This is a genomic window from Caulobacter segnis, assembly GCF_023935105.1.
Lineage (GTDB): Bacteria > Pseudomonadota > Alphaproteobacteria > Caulobacterales > Caulobacteraceae > Caulobacter > Caulobacter segnis_B.
On sequence record NZ_CP096040.1, the window covers coordinates 2,054,586 to 2,067,640 of the forward strand.

25 protein-coding genes are annotated in these 13,055 nt (G+C 64.2%); all 25 read left to right on the forward strand.

All coding sequences use genetic code 11. The features are described 5' to 3' along the window. Window positions 1–236: 236 nt before the first annotated feature. The 25 genes from rpsJ (at window position 237) to rpsK (ending at window position 13,042) form a co-directional block, all read left to right on the forward strand. Complete coding sequence (gene rpsJ / locus MZV50_RS10040; RefSeq protein ID WP_004616952.1) at window positions 237–545, forward strand: 30S ribosomal protein S10; 309 nt, start codon at window positions 237–239, stop codon at window positions 543–545. 13 nt (window positions 546–558) lie between these two features. Next, the gene (gene rplC / locus MZV50_RS10045; RefSeq protein WP_252634384.1) at window positions 559–1,326 is read left to right on the forward strand and encodes a 50S ribosomal protein L3; all 768 of its coding nucleotides are present in this window, start codon (window positions 559–561) and stop codon (window positions 1,324–1,326) included. Beyond that, window positions 1,326–1,964, forward strand: coding sequence for a 50S ribosomal protein L4 (gene rplD, locus MZV50_RS10050; protein ID WP_223394541.1), 639 nt, complete (start codon window positions 1,326–1,328; stop codon window positions 1,962–1,964). Before rplC ends, rplD begins: the two co-directional genes overlap by 1 nt. Further along, window positions 1,964–2,260 carry a 50S ribosomal protein L23 gene (locus MZV50_RS10055; RefSeq protein WP_172265586.1) on the forward strand — a complete coding sequence of 99 codons (297 nt, stop codon included), beginning with the start codon at window positions 1,964–1,966 and terminating at the stop codon, window positions 2,258–2,260. Before rplD ends, MZV50_RS10055 begins: the two co-directional genes overlap by 1 nt. 4 nt (window positions 2,261–2,264) lie before the next feature. Beyond that, entirely contained in the window at window positions 2,265–3,104 is an 840-nt protein-coding gene (gene rplB / locus MZV50_RS10060) for a 50S ribosomal protein L2 (protein ID WP_252634385.1), read from the forward strand. Window positions 3,105–3,107: 3 nt separating this feature from the next. Continuing rightward, window positions 3,108–3,386 carry a 30S ribosomal protein S19 gene (rpsS, locus tag MZV50_RS10065; RefSeq protein ID WP_252634387.1) on the forward strand — a complete coding sequence of 93 codons (279 nt, stop codon included), beginning with the start codon at window positions 3,108–3,110 and terminating at the stop codon, window positions 3,384–3,386. Window positions 3,387–3,388: 2 nt separating this feature from the next. Further along, window positions 3,389–3,769 carry a 50S ribosomal protein L22 gene (gene rplV, locus MZV50_RS10070; RefSeq protein ID WP_010919132.1) on the forward strand — a complete coding sequence of 127 codons (381 nt, stop codon included), beginning with the start codon at window positions 3,389–3,391 and terminating at the stop codon, window positions 3,767–3,769. Next, window positions 3,769–4,521: a 30S ribosomal protein S3 gene (gene rpsC / locus MZV50_RS10075; RefSeq protein WP_223394543.1), complete on the forward strand. Its 753-nt coding sequence runs from the start codon at window positions 3,769–3,771 to the stop codon at window positions 4,519–4,521. Before rplV ends, rpsC begins: the two co-directional genes overlap by 1 nt. A 13-nt stretch (window positions 4,522–4,534) precedes the next feature. Continuing rightward, window positions 4,535–4,966: a 50S ribosomal protein L16 gene (rplP, locus tag MZV50_RS10080; protein WP_010919134.1), complete on the forward strand. Its 432-nt coding sequence runs from the start codon at window positions 4,535–4,537 to the stop codon at window positions 4,964–4,966. Window positions 4,967–4,968: 2 nt separating this feature from the next. Continuing rightward, window positions 4,969–5,160: a 50S ribosomal protein L29 gene (gene rpmC / locus MZV50_RS10085; protein WP_047413099.1), complete on the forward strand. Its 192-nt coding sequence runs from the start codon at window positions 4,969–4,971 to the stop codon at window positions 5,158–5,160. Between the two features lie 10 nt (window positions 5,161–5,170). After that, complete coding sequence (gene rpsQ, locus MZV50_RS10090) at window positions 5,171–5,410, forward strand: 30S ribosomal protein S17 (protein ID WP_172265576.1); 240 nt, start codon at window positions 5,171–5,173, stop codon at window positions 5,408–5,410. A gap of 17 nt (window positions 5,411–5,427) precedes the next feature. Then, window positions 5,428–5,796 carry a 50S ribosomal protein L14 gene (gene rplN / locus MZV50_RS10095; protein ID WP_010919137.1) on the forward strand — a complete coding sequence of 123 codons (369 nt, stop codon included), beginning with the start codon at window positions 5,428–5,430 and terminating at the stop codon, window positions 5,794–5,796. Continuing rightward, on the forward strand, window positions 5,796–6,110 hold the full coding sequence (gene rplX / locus MZV50_RS10100) for a 50S ribosomal protein L24 (RefSeq protein WP_252634388.1): 315 nt from the start codon (window positions 5,796–5,798) through the stop codon (window positions 6,108–6,110). Before rplN ends, rplX begins: the two co-directional genes overlap by 1 nt. Further along, window positions 6,103–6,660 carry a 50S ribosomal protein L5 gene (gene rplE / locus MZV50_RS10105; protein WP_252634389.1) on the forward strand — a complete coding sequence of 186 codons (558 nt, stop codon included), beginning with the start codon at window positions 6,103–6,105 and terminating at the stop codon, window positions 6,658–6,660. Before rplX ends, rplE begins: the two co-directional genes overlap by 8 nt. A gap of 21 nt (window positions 6,661–6,681) precedes the next feature. Continuing rightward, on the forward strand, window positions 6,682–6,987 hold the full coding sequence (rpsN, locus tag MZV50_RS10110; protein WP_223394549.1) for a 30S ribosomal protein S14: 306 nt from the start codon (window positions 6,682–6,684) through the stop codon (window positions 6,985–6,987). A gap of 10 nt (window positions 6,988–6,997) precedes the next feature. Beyond that, a complete protein-coding gene (rpsH, locus tag MZV50_RS10115) occupies window positions 6,998–7,396 on the forward strand; it encodes a 30S ribosomal protein S8 (protein ID WP_099579526.1) in 399 nt (132 codons plus the stop codon). An 18-nt stretch (window positions 7,397–7,414) separates the two neighbouring features. Beyond that, window positions 7,415–7,948 (forward strand): 50S ribosomal protein L6, encoded by a 534-nt coding sequence (rplF, locus tag MZV50_RS10120; protein WP_252634390.1) that lies wholly within the window; start codon window positions 7,415–7,417, stop codon window positions 7,946–7,948. Between the two features lie 3 nt (window positions 7,949–7,951). Continuing rightward, the gene (gene rplR / locus MZV50_RS10125) at window positions 7,952–8,302 is read left to right on the forward strand and encodes a 50S ribosomal protein L18 (RefSeq protein WP_252634392.1); all 351 of its coding nucleotides are present in this window, start codon (window positions 7,952–7,954) and stop codon (window positions 8,300–8,302) included. 10 nt (window positions 8,303–8,312) lie between these two features. Next, complete coding sequence (rpsE, locus tag MZV50_RS10130) at window positions 8,313–8,918, forward strand: 30S ribosomal protein S5 (protein WP_010919144.1); 606 nt, start codon at window positions 8,313–8,315, stop codon at window positions 8,916–8,918. Between the two features lie 3 nt (window positions 8,919–8,921). Continuing rightward, the gene (gene rpmD, locus MZV50_RS10135; RefSeq protein ID WP_099579521.1) at window positions 8,922–9,107 is read left to right on the forward strand and encodes a 50S ribosomal protein L30; all 186 of its coding nucleotides are present in this window, start codon (window positions 8,922–8,924) and stop codon (window positions 9,105–9,107) included. Between the two features lie 172 nt (window positions 9,108–9,279). Beyond that, complete coding sequence (gene rplO, locus MZV50_RS10140) at window positions 9,280–9,765, forward strand: 50S ribosomal protein L15 (protein ID WP_252634394.1); 486 nt, start codon at window positions 9,280–9,282, stop codon at window positions 9,763–9,765. Between the two features lie 269 nt (window positions 9,766–10,034). Further along, the gene (secY, locus tag MZV50_RS10145; protein WP_252634396.1) at window positions 10,035–11,390 is read left to right on the forward strand and encodes a preprotein translocase subunit SecY; all 1,356 of its coding nucleotides are present in this window, start codon (window positions 10,035–10,037) and stop codon (window positions 11,388–11,390) included. Window positions 11,391–11,526: 136 nt separating this feature from the next. Then, window positions 11,527–12,096, forward strand: coding sequence for an adenylate kinase (locus MZV50_RS10150; protein ID WP_252634397.1), 570 nt, complete (start codon window positions 11,527–11,529; stop codon window positions 12,094–12,096). Between the two features lie 175 nt (window positions 12,097–12,271). Further along, the gene (rpsM, locus tag MZV50_RS10155) at window positions 12,272–12,640 is read left to right on the forward strand and encodes a 30S ribosomal protein S13 (RefSeq protein WP_252634399.1); all 369 of its coding nucleotides are present in this window, start codon (window positions 12,272–12,274) and stop codon (window positions 12,638–12,640) included. A 12-nt stretch (window positions 12,641–12,652) separates the two neighbouring features. Further along, a complete protein-coding gene (gene rpsK / locus MZV50_RS10160) occupies window positions 12,653–13,042 on the forward strand; it encodes a 30S ribosomal protein S11 (RefSeq protein ID WP_004616890.1) in 390 nt (129 codons plus the stop codon). The last annotated feature ends 13 nt before the right edge of the window (window positions 13,043–13,055 follow it).

Consider the following 13,055-nt stretch of genomic DNA (forward strand, 5'->3'; position numbering starts at 1 on the left):
TCCGGAACGTACAAGCGCGCCTCTGTTGGACCGGCTGTGAACTTTCGAGTTCAAACGCGGTTCGCGAGACGCCCGGACATAGCGCCCCACAAGGCGCAATTTCGGTCATCACCCCCGGCGGGAAACCGTTGGGGACATTTGTTTTGCGGACGCTGCGTACGAACTCCCTCGGGGGTTCGAGTTGGTCTTTGAAATGGTTCGAGACGCGGGCGCAGCCCACTAGGAAACCGAGCGATATGGATCGTCAGAACATCCGCATCCGGCTCAAGGCCTTCGATCACCGCGTGTTGGATCATTCCACGCGCGAGATCGTCAATACGGCCAAGCGCACGGGCGCGACGGTGCGGGGCCCCATCCCCCTGCCCACGCTTATCGAGAAATTCACCGTCAACCGTTCGCCGCACGTCGACAAGAAGTCGCGCGAGCAGTTCGAGATCCGTACGCACAAGCGCGTTCTCGACATCGTTGACCCGACTCCGCAGACCGTGGACGCGCTGATGAAGCTCGACCTGTCGGCCGGCGTTGACGTCGAAATCAAGCTGTAAGGAGGGCCGATCCATGACTCTCCCCACCCAACGCACCGGCGTCCTCGCCAAGAAGCTCGGCATGACCCGCTTCTTCGACGAAGCCGGTCAGCACGTGCCGGTCACCGTCCTGTCGCTCGACGGTTGCCAGGTCACGGGCCAGCGCACCGTTGACAAGGACGGCTACACCGCCCTGCAACTCGGCGCCGGCGCCAAGAAAGCCAAGAACACCTCGAAGGCCCTGCGCGGTCACTTCGCGAAGTCGGCCGTCGAGCCGAAGCGCGTCGTCGCCGAATTCCGCGTCGAAGAGGCCGCTCTGATCGAAGTCGGCGCCGAACTGACGGCCGACCACTTCGTCGCCGGCCAGAAGGTCGACATCCAGGGCCTCACCGTCGGTAAGGGTTTCGCCGGCGCCATGAAGCGCTGGAACTTCGGTGGTCTGCGCGCCACCCACGGTGTCTCGGTCTCGCACCGCTCGCACGGTTCGACCGGTAACCGCCAGGATCCGGGTCGTACGTTCCCGGGCAAGAAGATGGCGGGTCACCTGGGTCAAGAAACCGTCACCACGCTCAACGTCACCGTCTGGAAGGTCGACGTCGAGCGCGGCCTGATCCTGATCAAGGGCGCCGTCCCCGGTCATGAAGGCAGCTACGTGAAGGTTCGCGACGCCGTGAAGAAGGCTCTGCCCGCCGACGCTCCGCGTCCGGGCGCCTTCCGCAAGGCTGGCGAAGCTGCTCCGGCCGCCGCTGAGACCCCCGCTGAAGAGGCCCCCGCGGCTGCGACCGAAGAGGGCGAAGGCTAATGAAACTCGACGTCATCAAACTGGACGGCGGCAAGGCCGGTTCCGTTGATCTCGACGACGCCATCTTCGGCATCGACGACATCCGCGGCGACATCCTGCAGCGCGTCGTGACCTGGCAGCTGGCCAAGCGCCGCTCGGGCAACCACAAGATTCAAGTTCGTAACGAGGTCTCTCGTACGAGCAAGAAGATGTACAAGCAGAAGGGCACCGGCGGCGCTCGTCACGGTTCGCGCCGTGCGGCTCAGTTCGTCGGCGGCGCCAAGGCCCACGGCCCGGTCGTCCGCAGCCACGCCTTCGACCTGCCGAAGAAGATCCGGGCCCTGGCTCTGCGCCACGCCCTGTCCTCGAAGGCCAAGTCGGGTGCGCTGGTCGTTCTGGACAGCGCCGTTCTGACCGAAGCGAAGACGGCCGCCCTGCGCGCCAACTTCGACAAGATCGGTCTGAAGAACGCCCTGGTCATCGCCGGTCCGGAAGTGGACGCGAACTTCAAGCTCGCCGCCCGCAACATTCCGAACGTCGACGTCCTGCCGAACGCCGGCCTGAACGTCTACGACGTGCTGCGTCGCCAGACCCTCGTCCTGACCAAGGACGCGGTCGAAGCGATCTCGGCCCGTTTCGCTGAGAAGGAAGCCGCCTAATGGCCGCCACCGCTCGCCACTACGACACGATCCTGTCGCCGGTGATCACCGAAAAGACGACCCTGCTCTCGGAGCAGAACAAGGTTGTCTTCAAGGTGGCCAACGATGCGTCGAAGGACGAAATCGCCGCCGCCGTCGAAGAGCTGTTCAAGGTCAAGGTGACCAAGGTCAACACCATCGTGACCAAGGGCAAGACCAAGCGCTTCCGTGGCATCGTCGGGCGTCGCAACGACGTCAAAAAAGCGATCGTGACGCTGGCCGAAGGCCAGTCGATCGACATCACGACGGGGCTCTAAGCAGATGGCCTTGAAGCACTTTAACCCGACCAGCCCCGGCCAGCGCGGCCTGGTGCTGATCGACCGCAGCGAACTTCACAAGGGCAAGCCCGAGAAGAAGCTCGTTGAAGGCCTGACCAAGTCGGGCGGTCGCGGCGGCAATGGCCGTATCGCGGTCCGTTTCCGTGGCGGCGGCGCCAAGCGCCTGTACCGTCTGGTCGACTTCAAGCGTCGCAAGCAAGGCACGGCCACGGTCGTTCGTCTTGAGTACGACCCGAACCGCACCGCCTTCATCGCCCTGATCAAGTATCAGGTCGACGGCGAGCTGGCCTATATCCTGGCCCCGCAACGCCTGAAGGTTGGTGACGAAGTCGTCACCGGCGAGAAGGTCGACGTGAAGCCGGGCAACGCCTCGCCGCTGCGCACGCTGCCGATCGGCACGATCATCCACAACATCGAGCTGAAGCCCGCCAGGGGCGGTCAGATCGCCCGTTCGGCTGGCGCCTACGCCCAGCTGGTCGGTCGTGACGCCGGCTACGCCCAGATCCGCCTGAACTCGGGCGAGCTGCGCATGGTGCTCGATACGTGCATGGCCACCGTCGGCGCCGTGTCCAACCCCGACCACATGAACCAGAACCTCGGCAAGGCCGGTCGTTCTCGTCACATGGGCCGTCGCCCGCACGTCCGCGGTGTCGCCATGAACCCGGTCGACCACCCCCACGGTGGTGGTGAAGGTCGCACCTCGGGCGGTCGCCACCCGGTGACCCCGGCTGGTAAGCCGACCAAGGGCGCCAAGACCCGCGTCAACAAGGCGACGGACAAGTTCATCATCCGTTCGCGCCACAAAGCGAAGAAGGGCCGCTAAGCCATGACCCGCTCCGTCTGGAAAGGCCCGTTTGTCGACGGGTACCTCCTGAAGAAGGCCGACGCCGCTCTGTCGTCGGGCCGCAAGGACGTCATCAAGACCTGGTCGCGTCGTTCGACCATCATGCCGCAGTTCGTCGGCCTGGTGTTCGGCGTGCACAACGGCCACAAGCACATCCCGGTCTCCGTGTCGGAAGACATGGTCGGCATGAAGTTCGGCGAGTTCGCGCCCACGCGCAGCTTCCCCGGCCACGCTGCCGACAAGAAGGCCAAGAGGAAGTAATCATGGCCAAGCAGAAGCAAGAACGCCGCCTGCCGGCCGCCGAAGCGATGTGCAAGGTGCGCACTCTGCGCACCAGCCCGCGCAAGCTGAACCTGGTCGCTCAGTCCATCCGTGGCCTGAACGTCCAGCGCGCTCTCAACGAGCTCGAGTTCAGCCACAAGCGCATCGCCCAGGACGTCCGCAAGGCGCTGTACTCGGCGATCTCCAACGCCGAGAACAACCACAACCTCGACATCGACTCGCTGGTCGTCGCCGAGGCCTATGTGGGCAAGAACCTGATCATGAAGCGTTTCTCGCCCCGCGCCCGCGGTCGCGCGACGCGCGTCGAGAAGCCGTTCTCCGAGATCACGATCGTGGTCCGCGAACTGGGTGAGGCCGCCTAATGGGTCAGAAAGTCAATCCGGTCGGGCTGCGGCTCGGCGTAAACCGCACCTGGGACAGCCGTTGGTTCGCCGACGGCGCCCAGTACGGCAAGATGCTGCATCAGGATCTCGCGATCCGCGCCGCCCTGAAGAAGCGCCTGTACCAAGCCGGTGTCTCGCGCATCATCATCGAGCGTCCGCACAAGAAGTGCCGCATCACGATCTATGCCGCCCGTCCGGGCGTCATCATCGGCAAGAAGGGCGCTGACATCGACAAGCTCCGCAAGGACCTGTCGATCAAGACCGAGGGCGAAGTCCACCTGAACATCGTCGAGATCCGCAAGCCGGAAACCGACGCTCAGCTGGTGGCCGAGTCGATCGCTCAGCAACTCGAGCGCCGTATCGCTTTCCGTCGCGCCATGAAGCGTTCGATCCAGTCGGCCGTGCGTCTCGGCGCCAAGGGCATCCGGATCAACGTCTCGGGTCGCCTCGGCGGCGCTGAAATCGCTCGTATGGAGTGGTATCGCGAAGGCCGCGTGCCGCTGCACACCCTGCGCGCCGACATCGACTTCGGTTTCGCCGAAGCCAAGACCACCTACGGCATCATCGGCGTGAAGACCTGGATCTTCAAAGGCGAGGTGCTGGAGCATGATCCGATGGCGCTCGACAAGCGTCTGGCCACCGAGTCCGGTCCCGCCGGCGAAGGTGGCGGCCGTGAGCGCGGCGATCGTCCCGACCGGGGCGACCGTCGTGACCGTCGCGATCGCGCCTAAGGATTAGATCGCCATGCTGTCTCCGAAAAAGACCAAATTCCGCAAGCAGTTCAAGGGCCGCATCCACGGCACTTCGAAGGGCGGCACCCTGCTGAACTTCGGTTCGTACGGCCTGAAGGCCGTCGAGCCGGAGCGCATCACGGCTCGCCAGATCGAAGCCGCCCGTCGCGCCATCACCCGCCAGATGAAGCGTCAAGGCCGCGTCTGGATCCGTATCTTCCCCGACGTGCCGGTCACCGGCAAGCCGGCCGAAGTCCGGATGGGTAAGGGTAAGGGCGCCGTGGATTACTGGGCCGCTCGCGTGGCTCCGGGCCGCATCATGTTCGAAATCGACGGCGTGCCGGACGATATCGCGCGTGAAGCTCTCCGCCTGGGCGCCGCCAAGCTGCCGATCCGCACCCGTGTTGTCACCCGCATCGACGCGGGCGTGGCTCAGGAAGCATGATCATGAAAATCGCTGACATCCGGGGTCTCACCCCCGACCAGCTGGCCGACACCCTGATCAGCCTGAAGAAAGAGCAGTTCAACCTGCGCTTCCAGGCCGCGACGGGCCAGGTCGAGAAGACCCACCGCGTCAACGAGATCCGCAAGGATATCGCGCGGATCAAGACCGTGCTGCGCGCCAAGGCCGCGGCTTAAGGAGAACGATATGCCCAAGCGTATCCTCGAAGGGGTCGTCGTCTCCGACAAAGGCGATAAGACCGTCGTGGTGAAGGTCGAACGGACTATCGTTCACCCGATCCTGAAGAAGATCGTGCGTCAGTCGAAGAAGTACCACGCGCACGACGAATCCAACGCGTACAAGGCTGGCGAAGCAATTCGCATCGTCGAATGCGCTCCGAAGTCCAAGCTGAAGACCTGGGAAGTCCTTCCCAAGGCTTCGGCTTAATCTGGAAGGTTTAGACCATGATCCAGATGCAAACTAACCTGGAAGTCGCCGACAACTCTGGCGCTCGCCGGGTCATGTGCATCAAGGTGTTGGGCGGCGCAGGCCGTCGCTACGCCAGCGTGGGCGACGTCATCGTCGTCTCCGTCAAGGAAGCCATTCCGCGCGGTCGCGTGAAGAAGGGTGACGTGCTGCGCGCCGTCGTCGTTCGGGTGAATCAAAATCTGAAGCGCAAGGATGGCTCGGTCATCCGCTTCGATAAGAACGCCGCGGTGATCGTGAACAAGCAGAGCGAGCCGGTCGGCACGCGGATCTTCGGCCCGGTTCCCCGTGAACTGCGCGCCAAGAACCACATGAAGATCATCTCCCTCGCTCCGGAGGTGCTGTAATGGCCGCTAAGATCAAGAAGGGCGACCGCGTCGTCGTTCTGGCCGGCAAGGACAAGGGCAAGCAAGGCTCGGTCCTGCAAGTCCTGCCGAAGGATAGCCGGGTTGTCGTGGAAGGCGTGAACATGGTTTCGCGTCACACCAAGGCGACCCAAGCCGACCCGCAAGGCGGCATCAAGCAAAAGGAAGCCGCGCTGCACGTCTCGAACGTCGCCGTCGTGGACTCCAAGGGCAAGCCCACCCGCGTCGGCTTCAAGATCGAAGGCGACAAGAAGGTGCGCGTCGCCAAGACGACCGGCGAGGTGATCAATGGCTGATCAAGCTTACGAGCCCCGGCTGAAGACCGTTTATCGCGAGCGCATCCGCGCCGCGATGAAGGAGCAGTTCGGCTACACCAACGAGATGCAGATCCCCAAGCTGGACAAGATCGTCCTGAACATGGGTATCGGCGAGGCCGTGGCCGACTCCAAGAAGGTCCAGACCGCTCTGAAGGACCTGCAGGCGATCGCCGGCCAAAAGCCCGTCGCCACCAAGGCCCGCAAGTCGATCGCCGGCTTCAAGCTGCGCGAAGGCATGGTGGTCGGCGGCAAGGTCACCCTCCGCAAGGACCGGATGTACGAATTCCTGGACCGCCTGGTCACGATCGCGCTGCCGCGCGTGAAGGACTTCCGCGGCCTGAACGGCAAGAGCTTCGACGGCCGTGGCAACTACGCCATGGGCCTGAAGGAGCACCTGGTGTTCCCGGAAATCAACTATGACCAGATCGAACAGATCTGGGGCATGGACATCATCGTCTGCACCACTGCGAACTCCGACCAGGAAGCCAAGGCTCTCCTGAAGGAATTCCAGTTCCCGTTCGTGAACTAAGAGCGGGAAGGGAAAGAAACCATGGCCAAGAAAAGCGCCGTCAACCGCAACGAAGCCGTCAAGGCTCTCGTCAAGAAGTTCGCCGAGAAGCGCGCCGCGCTGAAGGCGATCGCCAACGACGAAAGCCTGCCGCTCGAGGAGCGCTTCGACGCTCGCCTCAAGCTCGCCAAGCTGCCGCGTAACAGCGCCGCGATCCGCATCCGCAATCGCTGCGAAGTCACGGGCCGTCCGCGCGCCTACTACCGCAAGCTGAAGATGAGCCGTATCGCGCTCCGCGAACTGGGTTCGCAGGGTCAGATCCCCGGCCTCGTCAAGTCGAGCTGGTAAGGACGATCAGATGTCGATGAACGATCCCCTGAGCGACCTGATCGCTCGCATCAAGAACGCCGCCACGCGCAAGCGCAACAAGGTCTCGACGCCGGCTTCCAAGCTGCGCGCCCGCGTCCTCGACGTGCTGGCCGACGAAGGCTACATCCGCGGCTACTCGCTGATCGAGAAGCCCGGTGCGTTCCCCGAATTCGAGATCGAGCTCAAGTACTTCGACGGTGAGCCCGTGATCGCCGAGATCAGCCGCGTGTCCAAGCCTGGCCGTCGCGTCTATTCGTCGATCAAGGACCTGAAGCCGATCAAGAACGGCCTGGGCATCTCGATCCTTTCGACGCCGAAGGGCGTCATGTCGGACACCGCTGCACGCGACGCTAACGTCGGCGGCGAAGTCCTCTGCCGCGTCTACTAGGCGCGGGAGGGAAAGAGCATGTCACGTATCGGTAAGAAAGCCGTCGCAATCCCCTCGGGCGTGCAAGTCACGCTCGCGGGTCAGACGGTCACGGTGAAGGGCCCCAAGGGTCAACTGTCGTGGACGATCGCCGACGAAGTCGAAGTCAAGCAAGAGGGCGCTGAGCTCCTGCTGGCTCCGCGCGTCGACACGAAGCGCGCCAAGGGCATGTGGGGTCTGTCCCGCACGCTGGTGGCCAACATGGTGCACGGTGTGACCGCCGGCTTCGAGGAAAACCTCGAACTGGTCGGCGTCGGTTACCGCGCGGCCATGAAGGGCACCGCCCTCAGCCTCCAACTCGGTTTCAGCCACGACGTGGACGTTCCGGCCCCGGCCGGCATCACGTTCGCGACGCCGAAGCAAACCGAAATCAAGATCGCCGGCATCGATAAGCAGGCGGTCGGCGAGATTGCCGCGAAGATCCGCCGCATTCGTCCGCCTGAGCCGTACAAGGGCAAGGGCGTGCGCTATGCTGGCGAGAAGGTTCGCCGCAAGGAAGGCAAGAAGAAGTAAGCCATGGCGCTCTCTCCTCGTGAATCGGCGGCCAAGCGCGCTCAGCGCGTTCGCACCCGCCTCAAGAGCCTCGCCAACGGTCGTCCGCGTCTGTCGGTCTTCCGTTCGTCGAAGAACATCTACGCCCAGATCATCGATGATGAACGCGGCGTGACCCTGGCGTCGGCTTCCACTCTGGAAGCCGAAGGCAAGGGCGCGGACAAGGATGCCGCCGCCGCTGTCGGCAAGCTCGTCGCCGAGCGCGCCATCGAAAAGGGCGTCAAGGACGTCGTCTTCGATCGTGGTGGTTACATCTTCCACGGCCGGGTGAAAGCCCTGGCCGACGCCGCGCGCGAAGCCGGCCTGAACTTCTAAGGGAAACAGAATGGCTCGTGGTGAACAACAGCGCGGTGAAGGCGGTCAACGCCGTGACCGTCGCGACCGCAACGCCCCCGAAGAGCGGGTCGACAGCGACATCGTCGAAAAGCTCGTCCACATCAACCGCGTCGCCGCCACCGTGAAGGGTGGCCGTCGCTTCAGCTTCGCCGCTCTGATGGTCGTTGGCGACCAAAAGGGCCGCGTCGGCTTCGGTCATGGCAAGGCGCGTGAAGTGCCGGAAGCCATCCGCAAGGCGACCGAAGAAGCCAAGAAGACGATGATCCGCGTTCCGCTGCGCGAATCCCGCACCCTGCACCACGACGGCGCTGGCCGTTGGGGCGCTGGCAAGGTGATGATGCGCGCGGCGCCTCCCGGCACCGGCGTCATCGCCGGCGGTCCGATGCGCGCGGTTCTCGAAACCCTGGGCGTCCAGGACGTCGTGGCCAAGTCGACGGGTTCCTCGAACCCGTACAACATGGTTCGCGCCACGTTCGAGGCCCTGAAGGTGCAGTCGTCGCCCCGCCAGATCGCCGCCAAGCGCGGCAAGAAGGTTGGCGACATCCTCGGCCGTCGCGCCGACGGCGCCTCGGCGCCGGAAGCCATCGAGGGCTAAGTCATGGCTGAAGCTAAGCAAGTCACGGTGCGCCAAACCGGCAGCCCGATCCGTCGTGAAAAGGACCAGCGCGCCACGCTCGCCGGTCTGGGTCTCAACAAGCTGGGCCGCACGTCCACGCTGGAAGACACCCCGTCGGTCCGCGGCATGATCCGCAAGGTCGCGCACCTGCTGGAAATCGTCGAGTAGTCCGCTACCCGACGACGAAAGATCGCCACCCCGGTGAAAGCCGGGGTGGTTTTCGTTTGAAATCTCACTTCAGCCTTGAGTTTCCTGGCGATTTGGGGTTTTAAGCGCGCTCTGATTTTCAAAAGCCGAGTCCAGCCGCTGGCTGGGCGCAGATCTCCAAGGAGAGGCACATATGACCAAGCTGAACGAACTGGCCCCGCAGGAAGGTTCGACCAAGAGCCGCATGCGCGTCGGCCGCGGCCCGGGTTCGGGCAAGGGCAAGACCGCCGGTCGCGGTGTGAAGGGTCAGAAGGCGCGCTCGGGCGTCGCCATCAACGGCTTCGAAGGCGGTCAAATGCCGCTGCACATGCGTATGCCGAAGCGCGGCTTCAACAACCCCTTCCGCCTCGAGTTCGCCGAAGTGAACCTGTGGCGCCTGGAACAGGCCGTCGCCGCTGGCAAGTTCAAGAAGGGCGCCGAGCTGGGCGCCGCTGAACTGGTCGCCGCCGGCGTGATCCGTCGCGAACTGGACGGCGTGAAGCTGCTGGGCAAGGGCGAGATCAAGACCGCCCTGAAGCTGACCGTCTACTCGGCCACCGAAGCCGCCATCAAGGCCGTGGAAGCGGCCGGTGGTTCGGTCACCGTGACCAAGAAGGCCAAGGCGCAAGCCGAAGCCTAATCCATAAAAACTGTCATCCCGGCCAAGCGCGTAGCGCGCCGAGCCGGGACCGCGGCAAGCGCCGACGTTTCCGGCGGTCCCGGCTCTACACTTCGTTCCGGCCGGGATGACAGTTCTTTTCGAGGCTCGCCGTGACAACGCGGCGAGCCTCACCTATTTGTGGCGCTCTCCTCGGATCAGCCTGGTCCGGGAAACCTAATTTCAGAGCGCGGTCGCCGCCGAAGCGGTATCAGCTTCGGCCATCGCGCTCCTGAGTCGTGGGGATCTGAATGGCCTCGGCCGCCGAACAACTCGCAGCCAACATGAATTTCTCGTCGTTCCAAAAGGCGACGGAACTTCACAAGCGTATCTGGTTCACGATCATCGCCCTGGTCGTCTACCGCCTTGGCACCTACGTTCCGATCCCCGGCATCGACCCGGCCGCGTTCGCGCGCCTGTTCAGCGGCAGCGCCGAGGGCATCCTCGGCATGTTCAACACGTTCTCGGGCGGCGCCGTGCAGCGCATGGCCATCTTCTCGCTGAACGTGATGCCCTACATCAGCGCCTCGATCATCGTGCAGCTGATGGGCACGGTGTATCCGCCGTGGGAGAAGCTGAAGAAGGAAGGCGGGGAGGCGGGCCGCAAGACCCTCAACCAATACACCCGCTACCTGGCCGTGGTGCTGGCCGTCGTGCAGTCGGCCTCGATCGCCATCGGCCTGCAAGCCCAGCCCGGCGTGGTCGCCGGCGGCGTGGGCTCGGCCTTCTTCGTCGTCTCGACCGTCGTCACCCTGACCGGCGGCACCCTGTTCCTGATGTGGCTGGGCGAGCAGATCACCAGCCGCGGCGTCGGCAACGGCGTCAGCTTGATCATTTTCGCCGGCATCGTGGCCCACCTGCCGACCAGCCTCGGCCAGCTGCTGGTCCAGGCCCAGACCTCGGGCAACTACACCCCGCTGTTCCTGATCCTGATCGGCGCCGTGGCCGCCATCCTGGCCATCGTCTTCATGGAGCGCTCGCAGCGCCGCCTGCTGGTCCACTATCCCAAGCGCCAGCAGGGCAACCGCATGATCGGCGGCGAGAGCTCGTTCATGCCGCTGAAGATCAACACCGCCGGCGTCATCCCGCCGATCTTCGCCTCCAGCCTGCTGCTGCTGCCGACGACGGCCCTGCAGTTCGTGCAGACCGCCAACCTGCCGTCCTGGGCCTCGTGGCTGCCGGGCGTGGTGGGCGCGCTGCAGCACGGCCACCCGGCGTTCCTGATCTTCTATTCGCTGCTGATCATCTTCTTCTCGTTCTTCTACACCTCGGTCGTGTTCAACCCCGAGGAAACGGCCGAGAACCTGCGCAAGTATGGCGGCTTCCTGCCGGGCATCCGCCCGGGCAAGCGCACCGCCGAGTACCTGGACTATGTGCTGACCCGCCTGACCGTGATCGGCGCGGCCTACATCACCGCCGTCTGCGTCATGCCGGAGCTGGTGATGATGGCGATCAAGTCGAACCAGTTCGCCCTGGGCGGCACCTCGATCCTGATCGTCGTGACGGTGACCATGGACACCGTGGCGCAGATCCAGTCGCACCTGCTGGCCCACCAGTACGAGGGCCTGATCAAGAAGTCGAAGCTGCGCGGCGGCCGCAACCGCTGAGCGGGGCTTCAATCCAATTAGAAGCGTCGGAAGCCGGTTTGTCACAAAACCGGCTTCCGTTTTCTTTCCCGGGGCTCTAGGTCTGCTTCGGGAGATCAGCCGGGCGCAGACCCGGCAGACGCGCGAAGGGGCTTAAATGAACTTGATCCTGTTCGGTCCGCCGGCGGCGGGGAAGGGCACCCAGGCCAAGCGCCTGGTCACCGAGCGTGGCATGGTCCAGCTGTCGACCGGCGACATGCTGCGCGCCGCCATCGCCTCGGGCTCGGACCTCGGCCAACGCGTCAAGGGCGTGCTGGACCGCGGCGAGCTGGTGACCGACGAGATCGTCATCGCCCTGATCGAGGAACGCCTGCCCGAGGCCGAGGCGGCCGGTGGCGCGATCTTCGACGGCTTCCCGCGCACGGTCGCCCAGGCCGAGGCTCTGGACAGGATGTTGGCGGCGCGGGGACAGAAGATCGACTCCGTTCTCCGACTCAAGGTAGACGAGCCCGCCCTGATCGAACGGATCAAGAAGCGGTTCGAAGACCAGGGACGGCCCGACGACAATCCCGAAGTGTTCGTGACCCGGTTGGCCGCCTACAATGCTCAGACCGCGCCGCTGCTGCCCTACTATGAAGGGCAGGGGAAGCTGACGGAGCTGGATGGGATGGGTTCGGTCGAAGCCGTCGCCAATTCCATCGACGCCGCTCTGTCGGTCGTCGCTTAAGAAAAGCCCGAATTCACTGGAACCCCGGTGGATTCAGTTGTTGACGGAAGCGAAACGATCCCTATAACGGGGCGCTTCCGCGAAAGGGCGCGATCCGTGCGCGCCGGTTTTGGTCTCTGGACCGGGCCGGGCGCGCCGTTCGCGTCTTTAGTGCGTGACTAGGAGAACATTAGACGTGGCCCGTATCGCAGGCGTCAACATCCCGACGAACAAGCGCGTTCTGATCGCGCTTCAGTACATTCACGGCATCGGCCAACGGTCCGCTCGTGAGATCATCACGAAGGTGGGCATCGAGGATGCGCGTCGGGTCAATCAACTGACCGACGCCGAAGTCCTGCAGATCCGCGAGACCATCGACCGCGACTACACCGTCGAGGGCGATCTGCGTCGCGAGAACTCGATGAACATCAAGCGTCTGATGGACCTGGCCTGCTATCGCGGCCTGCGTCACCGCAAGGGCCTACCGGTCCGCGGTCAGCGCACCCACACGAACGCTCGTACCCGCAAGGGTCCGGCCAAGCCGATCGCCGGCAAGAAGAAATAAGGTAGCCTGACGATGGCCAAGGAACCGGGTCGCGTTAAAAAGCGCGAACGCAAGAACATCACCTCGGGCGTGGCGCACGTGAACGCCTCGTTCAACAACACCATGATCACCATCACCGACGCCCAGGGCAACACGATCTCGTGGTCCTCGGCCGGCATGATGGGCTTCAAGGGCTCGCGCAAGTCGACCCCGTACGCCGCTCAGATGGCTGCGGAAGACGCGGGCAAGAAGGCCGCCGAGCACGGCGTGAAGACCCTGGAAGTCAACGTCTCGGGTCCGGGTTCTGGCCGTGAATCGGCCCTGCGTGCTCTGCAAGCCGCGGGCATGACCATCACGACCATCCGCGACGTCACGCCGATCCCGCACAACGGCTGCCGTCCGCCCAAGCGTCGTCGCGTCTAGTACTTTTTAGACC

Excerpts from the sequence above, each read along its gene's own strand:
- rpsJ (WP_004616952.1), top strand. The coding sequence starts at position 237 with ATGGATCGTCAGAACATCCGCATCCGGCTCAAGGCCTTCGATCACCGC.
- rplC (WP_252634384.1), top strand. The coding sequence starts at position 559 with ATGACTCTCCCCACCCAACGCACCGGCGTCCTCGCCAAGAAGCTCGGC.
- rplD (WP_223394541.1), top strand. The coding sequence starts at position 1,326 with ATGAAACTCGACGTCATCAAACTGGACGGCGGCAAGGCCGGTTCCGTT.
- MZV50_RS10055 (WP_172265586.1), top strand. The coding sequence starts at position 1,964 with ATGGCCGCCACCGCTCGCCACTACGACACGATCCTGTCGCCGGTGATC.
- rplB (WP_252634385.1), top strand. The coding sequence starts at position 2,265 with ATGGCCTTGAAGCACTTTAACCCGACCAGCCCCGGCCAGCGCGGCCTG.
- rpsS (WP_252634387.1), top strand. The coding sequence starts at position 3,108 with ATGACCCGCTCCGTCTGGAAAGGCCCGTTTGTCGACGGGTACCTCCTG.
- rplV (WP_010919132.1), top strand. The coding sequence starts at position 3,389 with ATGGCCAAGCAGAAGCAAGAACGCCGCCTGCCGGCCGCCGAAGCGATG.
- rpsC (WP_223394543.1), top strand. The coding sequence starts at position 3,769 with ATGGGTCAGAAAGTCAATCCGGTCGGGCTGCGGCTCGGCGTAAACCGC.
- rplP (WP_010919134.1), top strand. The coding sequence starts at position 4,535 with ATGCTGTCTCCGAAAAAGACCAAATTCCGCAAGCAGTTCAAGGGCCGC.
- rpmC (WP_047413099.1), top strand. The coding sequence starts at position 4,969 with ATGAAAATCGCTGACATCCGGGGTCTCACCCCCGACCAGCTGGCCGAC.
- rpsQ (WP_172265576.1), top strand. The coding sequence starts at position 5,171 with ATGCCCAAGCGTATCCTCGAAGGGGTCGTCGTCTCCGACAAAGGCGAT.
- rplN (WP_010919137.1), top strand. The coding sequence starts at position 5,428 with ATGATCCAGATGCAAACTAACCTGGAAGTCGCCGACAACTCTGGCGCT.
- rplX (WP_252634388.1), top strand. The coding sequence starts at position 5,796 with ATGGCCGCTAAGATCAAGAAGGGCGACCGCGTCGTCGTTCTGGCCGGC.
- rplE (WP_252634389.1), top strand. The coding sequence starts at position 6,103 with ATGGCTGATCAAGCTTACGAGCCCCGGCTGAAGACCGTTTATCGCGAG.
- rpsN (WP_223394549.1), top strand. The coding sequence starts at position 6,682 with ATGGCCAAGAAAAGCGCCGTCAACCGCAACGAAGCCGTCAAGGCTCTC.
- rpsH (WP_099579526.1), top strand. The coding sequence starts at position 6,998 with ATGTCGATGAACGATCCCCTGAGCGACCTGATCGCTCGCATCAAGAAC.
- rplF (WP_252634390.1), top strand. The coding sequence starts at position 7,415 with ATGTCACGTATCGGTAAGAAAGCCGTCGCAATCCCCTCGGGCGTGCAA.
- rplR (WP_252634392.1), top strand. The coding sequence starts at position 7,952 with ATGGCGCTCTCTCCTCGTGAATCGGCGGCCAAGCGCGCTCAGCGCGTT.
- rpsE (WP_010919144.1), top strand. The coding sequence starts at position 8,313 with ATGGCTCGTGGTGAACAACAGCGCGGTGAAGGCGGTCAACGCCGTGAC.
- rpmD (WP_099579521.1), top strand. The coding sequence starts at position 8,922 with ATGGCTGAAGCTAAGCAAGTCACGGTGCGCCAAACCGGCAGCCCGATC.
- rplO (WP_252634394.1), top strand. The coding sequence starts at position 9,280 with ATGACCAAGCTGAACGAACTGGCCCCGCAGGAAGGTTCGACCAAGAGC.
- secY (WP_252634396.1), top strand. The coding sequence starts at position 10,035 with ATGGCCTCGGCCGCCGAACAACTCGCAGCCAACATGAATTTCTCGTCG.
- MZV50_RS10150 (WP_252634397.1), top strand. The coding sequence starts at position 11,527 with ATGAACTTGATCCTGTTCGGTCCGCCGGCGGCGGGGAAGGGCACCCAG.
- rpsK (WP_004616890.1), top strand. The coding sequence starts at position 12,653 with ATGGCCAAGGAACCGGGTCGCGTTAAAAAGCGCGAACGCAAGAACATC.